The organism is Aeromonas sp. NJAU223 (assembly GCF_051125555.1).
Lineage (GTDB): Bacteria > Pseudomonadota > Gammaproteobacteria > Enterobacterales > Aeromonadaceae > Aeromonas > Aeromonas veronii_G.
This window is the reverse complement of sequence record NZ_CP144204.1, coordinates 3,307,628-3,324,254: the sequence shown is the minus strand read 5'-3', so window position 1 is coordinate 3,324,254 and position 16,627 is coordinate 3,307,628. Positions and strand designations below refer to the sequence as shown.

Below are 16,627 nucleotides of genomic sequence, written 5' to 3'. Positions count from 1 at the left end.
GATCCCGGCCCTCAGACCAGGCGGTGCTGACGGCGCCCCAGAGAGAAGGCGTTGATATTGTCGATCAGCTGATCCGCGAGGCGCTGCATCGACTCATCGCTGGCCCAGGCCACGTGGGGGGTCAGGATGAAGTTCGGGTATTGCAGGGCCCGCATCAGGGGATGATCCGGCGGGGGCGGCTCCTGACTCACCACATCGAAGCCGGCGCCACCGAGCCGACCGTTGGCCAGCGCCATCAGCAATGCCTGTTCATCCACCAGGCCACCGCGCCCCACGTTGATGAGCAGGGCGCCCGGTTTCATCATGGCCAGCTCCCGCTCACCGATGAGGTGACGGGTATAGGGGGTCAGCGGACAGTGCAGGCTGATGACATCCGAACTCTGCAGCAGGGTCTCAAGGGGCAGGCGGTCATCATCTCCGGGCGCCCCGACCTGGCTCTGGGCGTAGAAGACCTCCATGCCGATGGCGCTGGCCCGTTGACCCAGGGCCTGCCCCAGGGTGCCCTTGCCGATGATGCCGAGACGCTTGCCGTGAAGATCCGAGATGGGGTGATCGAAGAAGCAGAACTGACCGCTCTGCTGCCAGCGGCCTTCCAGCAGGGACTGGCGCCAGGCGAACAGATTGCGCGACAGGGCCAGCATCAGCGCCATGGCGTGTTCGGGCACCGAGGGGCCCGAGTAGTTGCGAATGTTGCACACGGCGACCTGAGCCGCGCGACAGGCGTCCAGATCCAGGTTGTCGCTGCCGGTGGCCGCCAGGGCGATCAACTTGAGATCCGGCAGTCTGGCCAGCTCGGCGGCGCCGATGCGCACCTTGTTGATGATGGCGATGCTGGCGCACTGGAGCCGCTCCACCACCTGATCCGGCGCAGTGCGGGGGTAGCTTTGCCAGTGATGGGGAAAATCGGGGCGACCCAGCTTGATGCCGGCGTCCAGGGTGTCGCTGTCGAGAAACACGATTTGCTGCATGAAGCCTCCTGCCATTGATGAGGCCATGATGCCAAAAAGGGGGGCTGGCTGACCAGTGCAGCCTGTGGCCGTTGTCGCTGGATGTCTCAGATCCAGCCGAGATGGGTCAACCAGCCCTGGATGCGACCAGGGGTCTCGTCGAGCGCCATCAGGGCGTAGGGGCGGTAGTTGAGTTTGTGGCTGCGCCGACTCTCGCTGCGCCTGGCCTCGGCCGCCAGCAGAGGCCAGCGGGCCCCCTCCTCCTGATAGAGATCCAGGGTCGGGATGCTGACCTGGGCCACCTGCTTGGCCAGGGTCTGATTGCTCTGCGGGTTGGGGAAGAAACCATCCAGCAGCACCAGGGCGTCAGGGGCGGGCAGTTGCTCGCTGGTGATGAGGTTGGCGGCCCAGGCCGCGCTGGTGCCCTGGGCCAACAACAGCTTGAAGCCCCCCTCCTGCAACTTGGCGTCGCTGAGCTTGACGATCCGCTCGGCAAATTGCTGGCGGAAGCTGTCGATGGATGCCTGTTTCTTCTCGGCCGCCGGATCCAGTTCGAACTGCTGGGGGGAGGGGAGCAGCAAGAGGGTATCGAAGCCGAGCCGGCCCAGATCCCGGGTCAGCTGCCAGAGCTGGCCGCTGCGTTGCCAGTCCGGCAACAGGATGGCGAGCCCCAGGTAGTTGTCGCTGCTGTGTCTGGCGAACAAGACCCGCTGCTTGTCCACCTGGGTGCTGTCCGGCAGACCCTGCCAGTCCCCCGATTGCCAGTGATCGAGGGGGGCTGGGGGCGTGATCTCGCTGGCCGGCACGGTGGTGCTTGCCAGCAGGCTCAACAACAGCAGTAAGGATGATTTGACCATAGGCGCTCCCCGGTTCACTGGGTTAGCGGCGGCGGGCCCGTTTTCTGAAGGGAAACGTGCGATGACGCGACAGGATCGTGCTGACAGGGGAAGGGCCATCCCTTCCCCTCAGCCCTCAGCAAGTGAGTCTGGCGAGCTGCCTGTCGTGCAGGGGAGTCAGGAGCAGCAGGGCGCTGATGGCGCCAACGAGGGCACAGAACATGTCGGACTGGGTGTCCCAGGGATCCCCCTGGGTGCCGAGGAACTCGTCGGCTCCCTGACCGAGCGCGAGGGCCGCTCCCCACTCGATCAGCTCATAACTGGCACTGATGGCCAGCACCACGCAGATGACGAGGAACGCCAGCATGCGCTTGCCCTGCACATGGTGACCTCGCAGCAGTATCTCCCGGCAGGCGAGGGCGGGGACGAAACCCTGGAAGAAGTGGCCAATCTTGTCATAGGGGTTGCGGCTGAGTTCAAACCACTGTTGCAGGTCGAAACCCAGCGGCACCCTGGCATAGGTATAGGTCCCCCCCAGCATCAGCACGGCGGCGTGCACGGTGATCCCGAGATAGAGCAGGGTGGTGAGGGGGAAGTGCTTGTGGGTGAGGATCAGCAGCGGCATGACGATGAGTACGGGGACGATTTCCAGCAGCCAGGTCAGCCGGTCATAGGGTTGCCAGCCGGAGAGCGCCAGCAGGATCAGGGTGAGCAACAGCAGCAGGATTTTTTGAGAAGATGTCATAGGGCGCCTGTGATGAAGAAGAAACCTGATGTCATGATGTAGCCGCAATTGTGGCCAATGAAAAGGGGCAATGGCATTTTCTCTGATCCTGGGCCTAGGGTCATTGACCGGGGCTGAACCAGCCGCGAACCTAGGGCAGATAAAGAAAAAGCGAGCCTTGGGCTCGCTTTTTGTCCGAACTGGCTTCGCAGTCAACTTAGTTGACGCGACGCTTGAACTCGCCGGTACGGGTATCGATTTCGATCTTGTCGCCGATCTCTACGAAGGCGGCAACGGCCAGCTCGTAGGTGGTGCCCTTCAGGCGGGCCGGCTTGGTCACTTTACCGGAGGTGTCGCCACGGGCGGCCGGCTCGGTGTACTCAACTTCGCGAACGATGGTGGTCGGCAGTTCTACGGAGATGGCTTTCTCGTTGTAGAAAGTCACTTCACACAGATCTTCCATGCCGTCTACCAGGTAGTTCAGCGCGTCACCCAGGTTGTCTTTCTCGACGTCGTACTGGTTGTACTCGGTATCCATGAAGACATACAGGGGGTCGGAGAAGTAGGAGTAGGTGCACTCTTTACGCTCCAGTTGAACGACTTCCAGCTTGTCGTCAGCCTTGAATACGGTCTCGGTGGCGCTGCCGTTCAGCAGGCCTTTCAGCTTCATCTTGACCACGGCGGAGTTACGGCCGGATTTGTTGAATTCGGCTTTCTGGACCACCATCGGCTCGGTACCGATCATGACGACGTTACCAGCGCGGATTTCCTGTGCGGTTTTCATGTAAAAATTCCTGTTCGTATACGGGCAGATAAAAACTGCCAGATTATATACGGCTTTCTAAAAATTTCACCAGCCGAGTGACGAGATCCCCGTCGACGAGCAGCTTCTGTGACCAGGCTCGCGCATGTTGTTGCCAAACTGTGGCGTATTGTGGCCATTGTGCCCAGAGTTCGCCGACATCGTGCCCGTGATTGAGGGCGTGGCTGACATCGCGCAGCCACTGGACCGCATCTGCGGGCAACGCCGCCAGATAGTGCGTGAGGAAGTCGTCCAGCTTGGCGATGTGGGCCTCATCGTCTTGGGGATAGATGTGCCACAGGAAGGGGTGGGCGGCCCACTGGGCCCGTATGAAGGAGTCCTCCCCGCGTACCAGGTTGAGATCGCAGCTCCAGAGCAGTCGATCGTAACCGGCCTGATCCGTCATCGGCAGCAGCTTGATACAAAGGTTACCCGCTTGCAGCCGATCTCCCGCGCTGGCTGTCGTGATGGCCTCCTCCAGCCCGGCGCCGGTGAGTACGTCATTGAGGGAGCGCCCGAGCGGCAGCAGCAGGGTGACCGGAGTAGTGCTCTGGCACCAGCTTTGCACCAGGCTTCCAAGTGCCGCGCTCTCGTAGGTAAAGAGGCTTATTCTCAGCTCATCTTGTGCCTTGGGGGCTAATCCCAGGCTGGCCCAGTAGGCATCGAGCCCCGCCTCATCTTGTTGCCACTGCTCTCGCGCCGCAATCAGCCCCTGTTCGCACAAGAGCCCCCCGGTCCTGGCGGTGAAGCCCGGGAAGAAGAAGTATTTGTCGAGACTCTGATTGCCGACCCGCTGGGGGGAGGCGAGGGCGTGGCACTCCTCGACCCAGGACTCGGCCGACAGGTACTCCAGGTTGATCCAGCAGGGCGGGGGGCTCTGCTGGGCCATGCGCTCGATGAAGGGGGTGGGCAGCGTGCAGGCAAAGGCCTCTATCACCACCCTGGCAGGTATGGCATCGGCGGGCAGGACATCGTGCCAGTGCTGGACATGGATGCCCTCCACCCATTGGCTGTCCTGGGCCGGATCCAGTCCGGGGCAGATGCGGGCGAAGCTCGCCAGATCGTCCACCCAGAGCCTGACGAGGCCATGATTCTCCTGCTGCAACTGACGGGCGAGCCGCCAGGTGACGCCGATGTCGCCGAAATTATCCACGACGGTGCAGAAGATATCCCAGTCAAACGGGGGGAGGGAGGGGGTCATGTCAGGGCATCCAGATGCAAAAAACCGGTGCGCAGGGTAGCACACCGGTGGCTTGGCTTCTAACGGTCGACGGCGGGGTCTAAGCGGGCGTTACTCCTTGCCGTAGACGTTGTTTTCCTGCTCACGCACCCGAATGAAGGTAGTTCGCTTGGTCAGCTCTTTCAGCTGGCTGGCACCGACATAGGTACAGGTGGAGCGCACACCGCCGAGGATATCGCGCACGGTATTTTCCACCGGGCCGCGGTAGGGCAGCAGTACCGTCTTGCCCTCGGAGGAGCGATAGTCGGCGACGCCACCTGCGTGCTTGTCCATGGCGCTGGACGAGCTCATGCCGTAGAACTTCATGAAGGGGGATCCATCGACCTCCACCAGTTCGCCGCCGCACTCCTCGTGGGCCGCCAGCATGCCGCCCAGCATCACGAAGTCAGCACCGCCGCCAAAGGCCTTGGCCACATCCCCCGGGCAGGTGCAGCCGCCGTCACCGACGATCTGGCCGCCAAGGCCGTGGGCCGCATCGGCGCACTCGATGATGGCGGAAAGCTGGGGGTAGCCGACCCCGGTCTTGACGCGGGTGGTGCAGACCGAGCCCGGGCCTATGCCCACCTTGACGATGTCGGCACCGGAGAGGATCAGCTCCTCCACCATCTCGCCGGTGACCACGTTGCCTGCCAGGATGACGTGGTTCGGGCAGGCTTCGCGAATTTTGCGCAGGAACTCGACGAAGTGCTGGGAGTAGCCATTGGCGACATCCACGCAGATGAAGCGCAAGGCGTCGGACATGGCCAGGATCTGGCGGGTCTTGGTGAAGTCCTCCTCCGAGGTGCCGGTGGAGACCATCACATGGCCGAGCAGGGCCGGGTCGGTGCCGTTCACGAAGGCTTGCCACTGCGCGAGGCTGTAGTGCTTGTGCACCGCCGTCATCATCTCGAAGCTGGCCAGAGTTTTTGCCATGGCGAAACTGCCCACGGTATCCATGTTGGCGGCGATGACGGGTACCCCCTGCCACTGGGTCTGGGTGTGCTTGAAGGTGAATTGACGGGTCAGGCTGACTTGGGAACGGCTCTTGAGAGTAGAGCGCTTGGGGCGGAACAGTACATCCTTGAAACCGAGCTTCAAGTCTTCTTCGATACGCATTGAGAATTCCTTTTTGAGCCTTGTTGGTGCGTCACTTTGCAGTGGCAAATTATCGGCAGGCACAAAAAAACCGCAGGTTTTCAAGGCCTCCGGTTTACAACAGTCTAGGCAAAAATCCCGTCAGAACAAGACTGATAATTTGCAAATCCTTGTGGTAGCCTTTGGCGTCACAACCTGAGCTCAGCGACGGGTGTCATCCAGCGCCACGTCAGGGACTCATCTCATCTCCTCGTTGCCCATTTTTTCTCCCCGGAGTCAGCCGCTGTCGCGGGACTTGGCCAAACCCTCGCCCATTGCTCACCCCTGACTGCTGCGGGGATCTTGCCAGTTGACACTCCCCTTGCGTCTGCTCACTCTGACAGGGCGAGCCACCAGAGGCCGAGCCCGATGAGGAAAAGATCATGCCCGGATCACACAAGGCCAGTTGGCTGTTATTGACCCTGCTTTGCCTGCCTGTGGCAGCCCAGGCCGCCCCCACCGTCTACGGCTGGGTCGAGAAGGGGTTGATCATGCCGGATACCCGTGCGAACAAGGGGGTGGCGGTGAAAATGAAGCTCGACACCGGCGCTCTCACCTCCTCGATGGATGCGCGCTCGCTGCAACACTTCAAACGCGATGGCAAGCCCTGGGTACGCTTCTCTCTGGTGCTGACCGATGCCAATACCGACAAGGAGGTGCGCCAGACGCTGGAGCGACCGGTTGAGCGCACCGTCACCGTGCGCGGCGCAGGGGGTATGGAGGAGCGGCCCACGGTGACCATATCCATCTGTCTCGGTTACAAGGTCTACAAGGAGTGGTTCACCCTGCGGGATCGCAGCGACATGAACTATCCGGTATTGCTGGGGCGGCGCCTGCTGGCCGAGTTGGGACCGGTGGACTCCAGCCGCACCTTCACCGTGCAGCCGAGCTGCGACTGATCCCTTCGCTTTTTGTGAATGAAAACGGCCCCGCGGGGCCGTTTTCTATTGGGGCTGACGGGCTGGGGCGGTGGCAGCGTGGGGGATGGGAAGCCAGATACTGACCTCCAGACCGCCGTGGGGGCGGTTGTGCACGTCCAGATCCGCGCCATGGAGCTCGGCGATGCGCGAGACGATGGCCATGCCGAGGCCCACCCCGTCCCCTTGCTGGGGATTGACCCGGAAGAAGCGTTCGCACAGGCGGGAGAGGGCGGCGGCCGGGATGCCGGGGCCGCTGTCCCTGACGTCGACTCTGACCCGGTTCCCCTCAGCTGTGACCACGACCGCTATCTCGCCATCGGCCGGCGTATAGCGCAGGGCGTTGTCGATGAGGTTGCTGAACATCAGGTCCATCAACACGCTCTGGCCCATGACCTGCAGGTGCTCTTCCCCCTCAAGGGATAGCTGCTGCCCCTTCTTGAGCGCCAGGGGGGCGAGGGCGGCGAGGGCCCCCTGCAGCAGGGTGCTGAGATCGAGGGGGGTGAGGGCCAGGGACTGCTGATTGTCGATGCGGGCCTGGGTCAGCAACTGGCGGATCAGCCGATCGCTGCGATCCAACGCCAGCAGCATCTTGTGCAGGGCCTGGTCGCGTTCCTGCTGATCCTCGGCGGCCATCAGGTTCTCACTGTGAATGCGCAGTACCGCGAGCGGCGTGCGCAGCTCATGGGCCGCCTCGTTGGTGAACTGCTTCTCCCGCGCTATGGTGTCCGCCAGGGTGTGCATCAGGCGGTTTATCTCGTTGACGATGGGCGTCAGCTCCCTGGCCTTGATGGTCAAGTTGAGGGGGCTCAGATTGGCGGGGTGACGCTCGCTGATGGCCTGGGCCACCTGGCGCAGCGGAGAGAGACCGGTGGAGATGAGCCACCAGAGCAGGCCGAGCAGGAAGGGCAGGGTGATGAACAGGGGCAGCATGGTCAGGGTGGCCATGGTACTGGCCAGTTCGCCACGCTCGTCATCCCGCTCGGCGGCGATGAGCCAAGTGCCTTCCTCCTCGTTGTAGAGGGTGAAGGTACGCCATTCGTGATGATCCTTGGTCTCGCTGTTGAAACCGCGCTCCAGGGTGGTCAATGGTTGGGTCGGCGCGCTGGGGGAGCGCACCAGGATCTCCCCCTGCTCGTTGAGCAACTGGAAATAGAGATTGCGCTCAAACTCATGGCCATAGGGGGTGAACTCCCGATCCCGCGCCAGCAGATTGAGGCTGGTGTCCTTCTGGTAGGGCTCGGGGGCGTTCTGTTCCCACTCCTGATAGATGGCGCCGCCCTCGGGCAAGCGGCTGTGCTGGGCCATGTAGCCCTTGAGCAGCTGGTTGGTGATGCGGGCAGACTGGGCGAGACGGGCATCAAACAGCTCTTCCATCTCGTGGTTGGCCTCCAGATAACCGATGAAACCGCTGACGGCGAGACTGACGCTGACCAGGGCCAGAATGCCCGAGAGCAGGAAGCGGCGGATGGAGCGGACCCGGGTCATGACTGGGCGCCCGTTACTGGATTATCCAGGGGCGGCACTATGTAGCCGACGCCACGAATGTTGCGGATAAGCTCGGGGTAGAATTTCTTGCGCAGGTGATGGATGTGCACCTCCACCGCATTGCTCTCGGCCCCCTCGTCCCAGCCATAGAGGCTCTGCTGCAACTGCTCCTTGCTCAGCACCCGGCCAGAATGGCTTACCAGTTCCAGCAGGATCTTGTATTCATGGGGGGTGAGCCTGACGATCTCGCCCCGGTAGCTGGCCTGCTGGGCGTCCGGCTGGATCAGGATCTCGCCGTAGCTGATCATGGCCTGGGCCTGTCCCTTGCTGCGGCGCACCAGGGCCCGCAGGCGGGCATTGAGCTCCTGCAGGGCGAAGGGTTTGACCATGTAGTCATCGGAACCGGCGTCCAGCCCGATCACCCTGTCGTCCAGGGCATCGCGGGCGGTGAGGATCAACACCGGCAACTGATGGCCTTCCCGGCGCAGTTTGCGCAGCAGGCTGAGGCCGTCGATGTCCGGCAGGTTGAGATCCAGGATCATGGCGGCAAACTCATCGCTCTTGAGGGCCGCCAGGGTCGGCAACCCCAGTTGCAGCCAGTCCACCGTATAGCCGCTGTGGCGCAGGGCATCCTGCATGCCATCCCCCAGCATTACATCATCCTCCACCAGCAGGATCCGCATCGTCGTTTTTCTCCATAGGTCGGGCCGCCACAGCGGTGGGCGGCCTCAGTTTACATCATAAGGGGTGACAGGTGGCGACCCTTACCTGGCGTTGTGCTCCGTATCGCCAGCGGGCCCATGGCGGGCATAACGCTCGATGAGTGGTGCCTTGCGGGCCATCTGCCAGTCGATGAGCCAGGGGCAGAGGGCATTGAGGCGAACCATCAGTCCCTCTGGCCAGCCCAGCCAGCGGCGACGAGTCTCGCTGCACAGGGCGATGATGGCCTGCTCGGCCACGTCATAGGGGCTGTCGATGGGGGTGTCGATGGCCAGGTGCATGGCGTAGGCGGCCTCGGAGTCCAGCCGGGTACGGGTGGTGCGCGGGGCGAAATGGAGCACTCGGATGCCGGCCCCCGCCAGCTCACGGCCCAGGGCTTCGCTGAATCCGCGCAGGGCAAACTTGCTGGCGCAGTAGACGCTGTACCCCGGATAACCGACGCCACCGAGATTGGCCCCGATGTTCATGATGATGGCGGGCTTGCGCAGCCGGGGCAGCAGGGCGCGGGTTAGCTGGATGGGGGCCTCCACGTTGAGACGCAACTGGCGCTCCACCTGCTCCATGCTCTGATCTTCCAGCCAGGCAAACTGGAGGGTGGCGGCATTGTTGATGAGCACGTCCAGCCCCTCGTCCAGCGCCGGATGTTGCAACAGCTGGGACCGTTCGCCGGGCAGGGCGAGGTTGGCGATTGCTATCTGATGGCGCTCAGGATGGGGGAGCTCCCGGCGCAGGCGCTCCAGCGCGCTACCCTTGCGCCCTTGCAGCAACAGGTTTGCTCCTTGCGCTGCCAGCTCCTGGGCCAGCGCCTCCCCTATGCCGCCACTGGCGCCGGTGAGCAGCACGGTTTTTCCTTGCAGGTTCATGGTGAGGTGTCCATCGATAAGCCAGCCGAAGGGGCGAGTAGGCAGGGGCGATCATCGGGGGATCGCTGCCTTGCCCATGATGCCCAAGGTTAACGGGCGAGACTTAAGAGAGGATTAAGGGCTTGATAAGAGAGGAGCTTGGTTCTTCCGGGGAAGACTCTGGGTAAAAAACCTTGTCAGCGCCGCCCGGGGCAGGCAACCTGCGGGCCATCAACACCGAGCTCACCCACAGCGAGAACCCACGATGTCTGCCTCCCCCTCCTGCCCGCTCTGCGAGCATCCCCACAGCTACCCCTTGCCCGTGGCGGGCAAGCGTTACCATCGCTGCCAGGGCTGCGAACTGGTCTGGCTGGAGGCGGCGGATCATCTGGATGCCGGGGCGGAGAAGGCGGTCTATGACGGTCACGACAACCGGGTGGACGATCCCGGCTATCGCGGGTTTCTGATGCGCGCCTTCGGGGAGGTGCTGTCCCGGGTATCGCCCCCTGCCAGCGGCCTGGACTTTGGCTGTGGCCCAGGGCCTGCCCTCATCGCCATGGGGCGGGAAGCGGGTTACCAGATGGCGGGTTACGACAAGTTCTATGCCGACGAACCCGAGTTGCTCAACCGCCAGTATGATTTCATCACCAGCACCGAGGTGATCGAGCACCTGGCCGACCCCAGGGCCGTGCTGGACGGGCTCTGGCACTGCCTGAAATCCGGCGGCGTGCTGGTACTGCAGACCCAGCGGGTGCTGGGGGACGATCGCTTCAAAACCTGGCGCTATCGCCACGATCCCACCCACATCACCTTCTTCGCCGAGGCGTCGTTTCACACCCTGGGGAGCCGTTGGCAGGCCGGGGTCGCGTTCCCCCATTCGGATGTGGTGGTCTTCACCAAACCCTGAGGCCGCCGTTTCCATTTGCCGCCGAGTTGGGCATGCTGATGACCTGCTACCAAGGAGCCGGTTTCGCCATGTCCATCCCCCATCTCTCGCTGCAAGATGCCCGCCACCTGCAACTCGCCGCTCAAGGCTTGTTGACGCCCCCCAGACGCAAGGCAACCTCGGCCGATGTACTGGCCTGCATCCGCCGCATGGCGCTGCTGCAGATAGACACCATCCAGGTGGTAGCTCGCAGCCCCTATCTGGTGCTGTTCAGCCGTCTCGGTCACTACGAGCCGAGCTGGCTGGACAGCCTGCTGGCGCGAGGGGAGATCTTCGAATACTGGGCCCATGAGGCCTGCTTCGTACCCCGTGAGGACTATCGGCTGCTGCGCCACCGCATGCTGGATCCCGCCGCCATGGGCTGGAAGTTCTCCGCCCAGTGGCTCGAGACCCACCAAGACGAGATAACGCAGATCCTCGAGCGGGTGCGTGCGAGCGGGCCGGTGCGGGCCAGCGACTTCGAGCGCAAGGCGGGCAAGGGCAATGGCTGGTGGGACTGGAAACCCGAGAAGCGCCACCTGGAGGTGCTGTTCACCGCCGGCCAGCTGATGGTAAAGGAGCGCCACAACTTCCAGCGCATCTACGATCTCGCCGAGCGGGTGCGCCCGGACTGGGACGACGGCCGGGACTTGCCGAGCAAGGAGCGCGTGCAGCGAGACATGGTGCGCGCCAGTTGCCGGGCACTGGGGCTGGTCAAGACCGGCTGGGTGGCGGACTACTATCGACTGCGCCGGGGCAAGTACGATGAGCTGCTCCATCGACTGGCGGACGAGGGGGAGCTGTCGCCGGTGCGGGTGGAAGGCTGGCAGCACGGCGCCTTCGTGCACGCCGCATTGGCAGACGAGCTGGCGCGGGCGCAGGCAGGGACCCTCAAGGCGACCCACAGCGCCGTGCTGTCGCCCTTTGATCCCCTGGTGTGGGATCGCAAGCGGGCCAGCGAGCTGTTCGGGTTCGACTATCGCATCGAGTGCTACACCCCGGCCCCCAAGCGCCAGTACGGCTACTTCGTATTGCCCCTGCTGCGTCGCGGCAAGCTGGTGGGCAGGATGGACGCCAAGGCCCATCGCAAGGAAGGTGTGTTCGAGGTCAAGAGCCTCTATCTGGAGGACGGGGTCAAGGTGAGCCAGAGTCTGGCCCAGGATCTCCTCAACGCTATCCAGAAGCTGGCGGACTGGCACCAGACCCCGAGCCTGCGCCTTGGCGCCATTCCGGCACCCCTGCTGGCCCTGTGGCAGGCGTAGACCTCACCTCGTCTCAATGACAAAAGCCAGCCGTTATCCGCGGCTGGCTTTTTTGTTGGGCGGGGGCGCGTCAGAGGATCAGGTTCATCACCAGCATGGCGCCGAAGGCGTTGAGCACCGAGATGGCGATCATGATGGGGATGTAGCGTCCCTCGGTACCGATGCAGCCGAGGATGCGGCCCACGTACTGCACCTGGGAGCCCATCAGGTAGATGGCGGGGGCTAGGATGGCGATGTGGGTGCCGGTCAGTATGCCCTGGTCGAACAGGGTGATGACCACGCCGACGGCACCGCCCATGGACATCCAGGCGCCGATCAGCACGGCGGCCGCCTCGCCGGGCAGGCCGAAGACGGCCATGATGGGGGCGAAAATCGTGACCATGGCGCCGAGGGCACCGGTGATCTGCAGCGCCTTGATGATGACGAAGGCCATCAGCACGTTGGGCACGGTGGAGGTGGTGGCGATGACCCAGCCCTTCTTGGCCCCTTCCACGAAGATGTCGGTGACGATGGGTTTCTTGACGTTGGCCTGGCTCATTTGGCTTGCTCCTGGGCTGAAGTGGGGGCGTTCTCGCTGGACTTACCCTCGGTCAGGTTGAGGTAGAAGCGGAACAGATTGGCGCCGACGAACTTGAAGGCGAACATCACGATCACCGCGAGGCCGATGGAGGAGGCCACCGCCGGGGTGCCGTCCGCCAGGGTCAGGGTGAAGAGCACGGCGCCGGAGGAGAAGAAGTTCACTATGGTGGCGCCGGCGGAGAACTGGAACATGGTGAAGACGTCGGTCTCGCGCTGGGTGATGAGCTTTTCATCCTTAAGCTGACGGGTCATGGCGGCGCCGGCGTCCGTGCTCTGCAGGGAGGCGATGAGGGCGAGGCCGGTATTGCCCGGTACTCCCATCAAGGGGCGCAGCAACGGGGTCAGCAGCTTGCGGGCAGCCTCTAGGGTGCCGTAGTGCTCCAGCACGTTGATCATGCCGAGGGCGAACATCACGGTGGGGATCAGGGTCAGGGCGAACAGGAAGCCGTCCCGGGCGCCGTTGCCCCCCTTGCCCCGCATGTCGGTCATGGCGGTCTTGATGCCGTCACCACTGTCGCTGACGCTGTGCACCATGGTGCCGAACGATCCGTTGAGGGTGGTGAAATCGAACACCCCGTACCACTGATTGGACTGCAATAGCCCCGAGAAGAAGACGATGGCGAAGGCCAGTGCCAGGTAACTGCCCAGGGTCACCGAGCGTTTCTTGTTAGTCATGATTTGGCTCCATATGGAAAGAGTTTGGCTCGGGGTTGATTATGTTGGAGCTATTGACTGCCATGTTGATAATTATCAATTCACATCACTGCAAATGATGTATTTATCAGTGTTTTGTGGTGTGGATCTTTTGTTATTTGGAATATTGATTTGCAGGAGGTTGTCAGGGAGGGGCGAGTCCGGATGGCGGGAGCGTTGGGCATAAAAAAACCGGGCTCTGGGCCCGGTTTTTCAAGTGGTCAGCATCGGTTTACTGGAATACCAGCACCATCAGCAGACCGACGGTGATGGCGGACACCAGGAAAGCGAAGCCATAGAACACATAGTGGTGCAGCTTGGTGGTGTGGATCCCCAGATCGTGCAGACCGTGGTAGATCCGGTGCATGCCGTGCCAGATGGGCAGGGCGATGACCACCAGCAGGATGCAGGCACCCCACCAGGAGCTGGCGAAGGCGAGCACGCGCTCGTAGCTCATGGTCTCCACGTCCATGATGCCCATGGGCACCAGCAGACCTGTGATGAGGACCAGCACCGGCAGCAGCATGGCAACGACCATGCCACCGGCACCAAACAGACCCCAGTAGATGGGTTCGTCAGAACGTCTCATGATTTTCTCCTCAGGCCACGATGATCAGAACAAGCAGGGATACCACCGCCAGTGCCAGGTACTGGGCGATGACGATCGGCTTCTCCGGCACCAGGTCTTCACCACGGAAGATGCGCATGGCCTTGGGGGCCAGGGCGAACCAGGTCTTGGCGTGGAACAGGCAGGCTGCCAGCGCGATGACGTGGAACAGGATGGCGATCGGGCTTTGCAGGGATTCCAGCCAGCCGTTGAACGCTTCCTGACCCTGAACCAGTCGCATCAGACCCCACATCAGCACCACGGCGTAGATGGAGACGAAGATACTGGTGCCTTCGCGGATCATGTAACCGGTGTAGAAAGCGTTCTTCAGCCACCAGTCTTTCTTCATTTCGCGCACGTAGGGCTTACGTTTGCTCTGGGTGTTGTTCATGGTCTCACTCCTCAATCCGGCTTGAACATGGCGATCATGTAGTCCTTGGCGCTCTCGACCTTGCCAAGCTGGATGGCGGCGGCCGGATCCACACCCTTCGGACAGACATCAGAGCAGTAACCCACGAAGGTACAGCCCCAGACGCCCTCGTCCTGGCTCAGGATCTTCATCCGTTCCTTGGACGCGCTGTCGCGGTTGTCGGCGTTGTAGCGATAGGCCAGTGCCAGTGCCGCCGGACCGGTGAACTTCTTGTTGATGCCGTACTGCGGGCAGGCTGCGTAGCACAGACCGCAGTTGATGCACATGGAGAACTGGTGATACTTCGCCATGTCTGCCGGGGTCTGGGTGTACTCGCCGTCGCACAGGCTGCGCGGTTCGCTCGGGATGATGTAGGGCTTGATGCTCTCCAGCTTCTCGATGAAGTCGGACATGTCCACCACCAGATCGCGCTCGATGGGGAAGTTGTTGAGCGGCTCTATGGTCATCTTGCCCGGCAGGTAGTCCCGCAGGAAGGTCTTGCAGCCGAGTTTGGGAATGCCGTTGACCATCATGCCGCAGGAGCCGCAGATCGCCATCCGGCAGGACCAGCGGAAGCTCAAGGTGGAGTCCAGCTGATCCTTGATGTACTGCAGGGCGTCCAGCAGGGACATCTCTTTCAGGTAGGGCACCTGGAAGGTCTGCATCCAGGGCTCGTTGTCCTGCTCCGGTCGGTAGCGCAGGATCTCAATTTCGATCATCTCAGCCATTCTTCTTAGCCTCGTCTTGTTTCTCACCCTCGGAACCGTACACACGTTTTGCCGGTTGGGATTTAGTGATCTTCACATCGGAGTAATCGATGGTCGGGGCCCCTTCATCGTTGTAGAAGGAGAGAGTGTGCTTGAGGAAGTTCACGTCATCGCGCTCCTCATAACCGTCCAGACGCTGGTGGGAACCACGGGACTCTTTACGGTTGATGGCGGAGTGAGCCATGGCTTCGGCCACGTCCAGCATGTAGCCCAGTTCGATGGCGTACAGCAGGTCGGTGTTGAAGACAGAGGACTTGTCGTTGATCTTGATCTTCTTGTAGCGGGCCTTGAGCTCGTTGATCTTGTCGATGGTGCCCTGCATCAGCTCTTCGGTACGGTAGATACCGACCCCGGCTTCCATGGACATGCCAAGCTCGTTGCGGATATCGGCCGGGTTCTCGGTGCCGTCGATGTCCAGCAGGGCGAGATGCTGCTTGATGAGCGCTTCTGCCTTGGCGGCCAGAGCCTGGGTGTTGCCGTGATCCTGGGTCTTGGCGAATTCAGCGGCGTGCTCACCGGCCACCTTGCCGAACACCACGATCTCGGACAGGGAGTTGGAACCCAGACGGTTCGCGCCGTGCAGACCGACGGAGGCACACTCGCCCAGGGCATACAGACCCGGCATGCGGGTCGCGCACTGACCGTTGGTCTCGATGCCACCCATGGTGTAGTGGGCGGTCGGGCGTACCGGGATCGGCTCTTTCACCGGATCCACACCCACGTAGGCCTTGGCCAGCTCGCAGATGAAGGGCAGACGCTCTTTGAGGTACTTCTCGCCGAGGTGACGCAGGTCCAGGTGAACCACATCCCCCATGGGGCCCTGGATCACGCGGCCTTTTTGCTGCTCTTGCCAGAATGCCTGGGAGAGGCGATCGCGCGGACCCAGTTCCATGTGCTTGTTCTTCGGCTGGCCGACCGGCGTTTCCGGGCCCAGACCGTAGTCTTGCAGGTAGCGGTAGCCATCCTTGTTGACCAGGATGCCACCCTCACCACGACAACCTTCGGTCATCAGGATGCCGGTACCGGGCAGGCCGGTCGGGTGATACTGCACGAATTCCATGTCGCGCAGGGGCACGCCGTGGCGGTAGGCCAGCGCCATGCCGTCACCGGTGACGATGCCGCCGTTGGTGTTGTAGCGATAGACACGGCCGGCGCCGCCGGTGGCCAGAATGACGGATTTGGCCTGGATGAAGCGGGTGATGCCGTTCTGGATGTCGAAGGTCAGGACACCTTGCACGCGGCCATCTTCCACGATCAAGTCCATGCAGAAGTGCTCGTCGAAGCGCTTGATGCTCGGATACTTGATAGAGGTCTGGAACAGGGTGTGCAGGATGTGGAAACCGGATTTGTCGGCGGCAAACCAGGTGCGGGGGATCTTCATCCCGCCGAAGCGGCGCACGTTCGCCTTGCCGTCCGGCTTGCGGCTCCAGGGGCAGCCCCAGTGCTCCAGCTGGATCATCTCGTTGGTGGCGTTGTGGACGAAGTAATCGACCACGTCCTGCTCACACAACCAGTCGCCACCGGATACGGTGTCGTTGAAGTGGTTCTCGAGGGAGTCATCGTCACGGACGACACCGGCGGCGCCGCCTTCTGCGGCCACTGTGTGGCTGCGCATCGGGTAAACCTTGGAAATCAGGGCGATATCCAGTTCCGGGTGAGCTTCCGCGATGGCGATAGCGGCACGCAGGCCACCACCACCGGCACCGATGATGGCGACATCGGTCTTGATAATATCCACATCTGCCTCCTTAGGGAT

Annotated in this window: 18 protein-coding genes; 3 read left to right on the top strand and 15 right to left on the bottom strand. The window is 62.4% G+C overall.

Features of this window, described 5'->3' with window-relative positions; genetic code table 11:
- Positions 1 to 11: 11 nt before the first annotated feature.
- From VZC39_RS15065 to VZC39_RS15040, 6 genes are all read right to left on the bottom strand, one after another.
- Positions 12 to 968, bottom strand: a complete 957-nt coding sequence (locus VZC39_RS15065) for a D-2-hydroxyacid dehydrogenase (protein ID WP_349919087.1) — start codon at positions 966 to 968, stop codon at positions 12 to 14.
- Between the two features lie 86 nt (positions 969 to 1,054).
- Complete coding sequence (locus tag VZC39_RS15060) at positions 1,055 to 1,804, bottom strand: DUF3530 family protein (protein ID WP_349919085.1); 750 nt, start codon at positions 1,802 to 1,804, stop codon at positions 1,055 to 1,057.
- Positions 1,805 to 1,919: 115 nt separating this feature from the next.
- Positions 1,920 to 2,528: a DUF2238 domain-containing protein gene (locus VZC39_RS15055; RefSeq protein WP_349919083.1), complete on the bottom strand. Its 609-nt coding sequence runs from the start codon at positions 2,526 to 2,528 to the stop codon at positions 1,920 to 1,922.
- Positions 2,529 to 2,724: 196 nt separating this feature from the next.
- On the bottom strand, positions 2,725 to 3,291 hold the full coding sequence (gene efp, locus VZC39_RS15050) for an elongation factor P (protein WP_349919081.1): 567 nt from the start codon (positions 3,289 to 3,291) through the stop codon (positions 2,725 to 2,727).
- Positions 3,292 to 3,334: 43 nt separating this feature from the next.
- A complete protein-coding gene (earP, locus tag VZC39_RS15045; RefSeq protein ID WP_434663602.1) occupies positions 3,335 to 4,510 on the bottom strand; it encodes an elongation factor P maturation arginine rhamnosyltransferase EarP in 1,176 nt (391 codons plus the stop codon).
- A gap of 90 nt (positions 4,511 to 4,600) precedes the next feature.
- The gene (locus VZC39_RS15040; RefSeq protein WP_434663599.1) at positions 4,601 to 5,644 is read right to left on the bottom strand and encodes a GMP reductase; all 1,044 of its coding nucleotides are present in this window, start codon (positions 5,642 to 5,644) and stop codon (positions 4,601 to 4,603) included.
- Positions 5,645 to 6,045: 401 nt separating this feature from the next.
- Between VZC39_RS15040 and VZC39_RS15035 the strand changes: the two genes are divergently transcribed.
- Positions 6,046 to 6,561, top strand: coding sequence for an ATP-dependent zinc protease family protein (locus VZC39_RS15035; protein ID WP_349919076.1), 516 nt, complete (start codon positions 6,046 to 6,048; stop codon positions 6,559 to 6,561).
- A gap of 45 nt (positions 6,562 to 6,606) precedes the next feature.
- On the opposite strand, the gene VZC39_RS15030 is transcribed toward VZC39_RS15035, so the two are convergent.
- From VZC39_RS15030 to VZC39_RS15020, 3 genes are all read right to left on the bottom strand, one after another.
- A complete protein-coding gene (locus VZC39_RS15030) occupies positions 6,607 to 8,067 on the bottom strand; it encodes an ATP-binding protein (protein WP_349919074.1) in 1,461 nt (486 codons plus the stop codon).
- A complete protein-coding gene (locus VZC39_RS15025) occupies positions 8,064 to 8,750 on the bottom strand; it encodes a response regulator (RefSeq protein ID WP_349919072.1) in 687 nt (228 codons plus the stop codon). The genes VZC39_RS15030 and VZC39_RS15025 overlap by 4 nt, the downstream gene beginning before the upstream one ends.
- A gap of 81 nt (positions 8,751 to 8,831) precedes the next feature.
- Positions 8,832 to 9,650, bottom strand: a complete 819-nt coding sequence (locus VZC39_RS15020) for an SDR family oxidoreductase (protein WP_349919070.1) — start codon at positions 9,648 to 9,650, stop codon at positions 8,832 to 8,834.
- 244 nt (positions 9,651 to 9,894) lie between these two features.
- Between VZC39_RS15020 and VZC39_RS15015 the strand changes: the two genes are divergently transcribed.
- Together VZC39_RS15015 and VZC39_RS15010 are read left to right on the top strand one after the other, a co-directional pair.
- The gene (locus VZC39_RS15015) at positions 9,895 to 10,536 is read left to right on the top strand and encodes a class I SAM-dependent methyltransferase (RefSeq protein WP_349919068.1); all 642 of its coding nucleotides are present in this window, start codon (positions 9,895 to 9,897) and stop codon (positions 10,534 to 10,536) included.
- Between the two features lie 68 nt (positions 10,537 to 10,604).
- Complete coding sequence (locus tag VZC39_RS15010; RefSeq protein ID WP_349922518.1) at positions 10,605 to 11,816, top strand: winged helix-turn-helix domain-containing protein; 1,212 nt, start codon at positions 10,605 to 10,607, stop codon at positions 11,814 to 11,816.
- A gap of 70 nt (positions 11,817 to 11,886) precedes the next feature.
- On the opposite strand, the gene VZC39_RS15005 is transcribed toward VZC39_RS15010, so the two are convergent.
- The 6 genes from VZC39_RS15005 to frdA all read right to left on the bottom strand — a co-directional run bounded on the left by VZC39_RS15005 (position 11,887) and on the right by frdA (position 16,609).
- On the bottom strand, positions 11,887 to 12,354 hold the full coding sequence (locus VZC39_RS15005; RefSeq protein WP_349919066.1) for a YjiG family protein: 468 nt from the start codon (positions 12,352 to 12,354) through the stop codon (positions 11,887 to 11,889).
- Positions 12,351 to 13,070, bottom strand: a complete 720-nt coding sequence (locus VZC39_RS15000; protein WP_434663596.1) for a nucleoside recognition domain-containing protein — start codon at positions 13,068 to 13,070, stop codon at positions 12,351 to 12,353. Before VZC39_RS15000 ends, VZC39_RS15005 begins: the two co-directional genes overlap by 4 nt.
- 250 nt (positions 13,071 to 13,320) lie before the next feature.
- Entirely contained in the window at positions 13,321 to 13,677 is a 357-nt protein-coding gene (frdD, locus tag VZC39_RS14995) for a fumarate reductase subunit FrdD (protein WP_100861283.1), read from the bottom strand.
- Positions 13,678 to 13,687: 10 nt separating this feature from the next.
- Entirely contained in the window at positions 13,688 to 14,086 is a 399-nt protein-coding gene (locus VZC39_RS14990) for a fumarate reductase subunit C (RefSeq protein WP_349919063.1), read from the bottom strand.
- An 11-nt stretch (positions 14,087 to 14,097) separates the two neighbouring features.
- The gene (locus VZC39_RS14985; RefSeq protein ID WP_349919062.1) at positions 14,098 to 14,832 is read right to left on the bottom strand and encodes a succinate dehydrogenase/fumarate reductase iron-sulfur subunit; all 735 of its coding nucleotides are present in this window, start codon (positions 14,830 to 14,832) and stop codon (positions 14,098 to 14,100) included.
- Positions 14,825 to 16,609 (bottom strand): fumarate reductase (quinol) flavoprotein subunit, encoded by a 1,785-nt coding sequence (frdA, locus tag VZC39_RS14980; protein ID WP_349919061.1) that lies wholly within the window; start codon positions 16,607 to 16,609, stop codon positions 14,825 to 14,827. The genes VZC39_RS14985 and frdA overlap by 8 nt, the downstream gene beginning before the upstream one ends.
- Positions 16,610 to 16,627: the final 18 nt, after the last annotated feature.

Excerpts from the sequence above, each read along its gene's own strand:
- VZC39_RS15030 (WP_349919074.1), bottom strand. The coding sequence starts at position 8,067 with ATGACCCGGGTCCGCTCCATCCGCCGCTTCCTGCTCTCGGGCATTCTG.
- earP (WP_434663602.1), bottom strand. The coding sequence starts at position 4,510 with ATGACCCCCTCCCTCCCCCCGTTTGACTGGGATATCTTCTGCACCGTC.
- frdD (WP_100861283.1), bottom strand. The coding sequence starts at position 13,677 with ATGAGACGTTCTGACGAACCCATCTACTGGGGTCTGTTTGGTGCCGGT.
- VZC39_RS15035 (WP_349919076.1), top strand. The coding sequence starts at position 6,046 with ATGCCCGGATCACACAAGGCCAGTTGGCTGTTATTGACCCTGCTTTGC.
- VZC39_RS15040 (WP_434663599.1), bottom strand. The coding sequence starts at position 5,644 with ATGCGTATCGAAGAAGACTTGAAGCTCGGTTTCAAGGATGTACTGTTC.
- VZC39_RS15055 (WP_349919083.1), bottom strand. The coding sequence starts at position 2,528 with ATGACATCTTCTCAAAAAATCCTGCTGCTGTTGCTCACCCTGATCCTG.
- VZC39_RS15005 (WP_349919066.1), bottom strand. The coding sequence starts at position 12,354 with ATGAGCCAGGCCAACGTCAAGAAACCCATCGTCACCGACATCTTCGTG.
- efp (WP_349919081.1), bottom strand. The coding sequence starts at position 3,291 with ATGAAAACCGCACAGGAAATCCGCGCTGGTAACGTCGTCATGATCGGT.
- VZC39_RS15020 (WP_349919070.1), bottom strand. The coding sequence starts at position 9,650 with ATGAACCTGCAAGGAAAAACCGTGCTGCTCACCGGCGCCAGTGGCGGC.
- VZC39_RS15060 (WP_349919085.1), bottom strand. The coding sequence starts at position 1,804 with ATGGTCAAATCATCCTTACTGCTGTTGTTGAGCCTGCTGGCAAGCACC.
- VZC39_RS15010 (WP_349922518.1), top strand. The coding sequence starts at position 10,605 with ATGTCCATCCCCCATCTCTCGCTGCAAGATGCCCGCCACCTGCAACTC.
- VZC39_RS15065 (WP_349919087.1), bottom strand. The coding sequence starts at position 968 with ATGCAGCAAATCGTGTTTCTCGACAGCGACACCCTGGACGCCGGCATC.
- VZC39_RS15015 (WP_349919068.1), top strand. The coding sequence starts at position 9,895 with ATGTCTGCCTCCCCCTCCTGCCCGCTCTGCGAGCATCCCCACAGCTAC.
- VZC39_RS15000 (WP_434663596.1), bottom strand. The coding sequence starts at position 13,070 with ATGACTAACAAGAAACGCTCGGTGACCCTGGGCAGTTACCTGGCACTG.
- VZC39_RS15025 (WP_349919072.1), bottom strand. The coding sequence starts at position 8,750 with ATGCGGATCCTGCTGGTGGAGGATGATGTAATGCTGGGGGATGGCATG.
- VZC39_RS14990 (WP_349919063.1), bottom strand. The coding sequence starts at position 14,086 with ATGAACAACACCCAGAGCAAACGTAAGCCCTACGTGCGCGAAATGAAG.
- VZC39_RS14985 (WP_349919062.1), bottom strand. The coding sequence starts at position 14,832 with ATGGCTGAGATGATCGAAATTGAGATCCTGCGCTACCGACCGGAGCAG.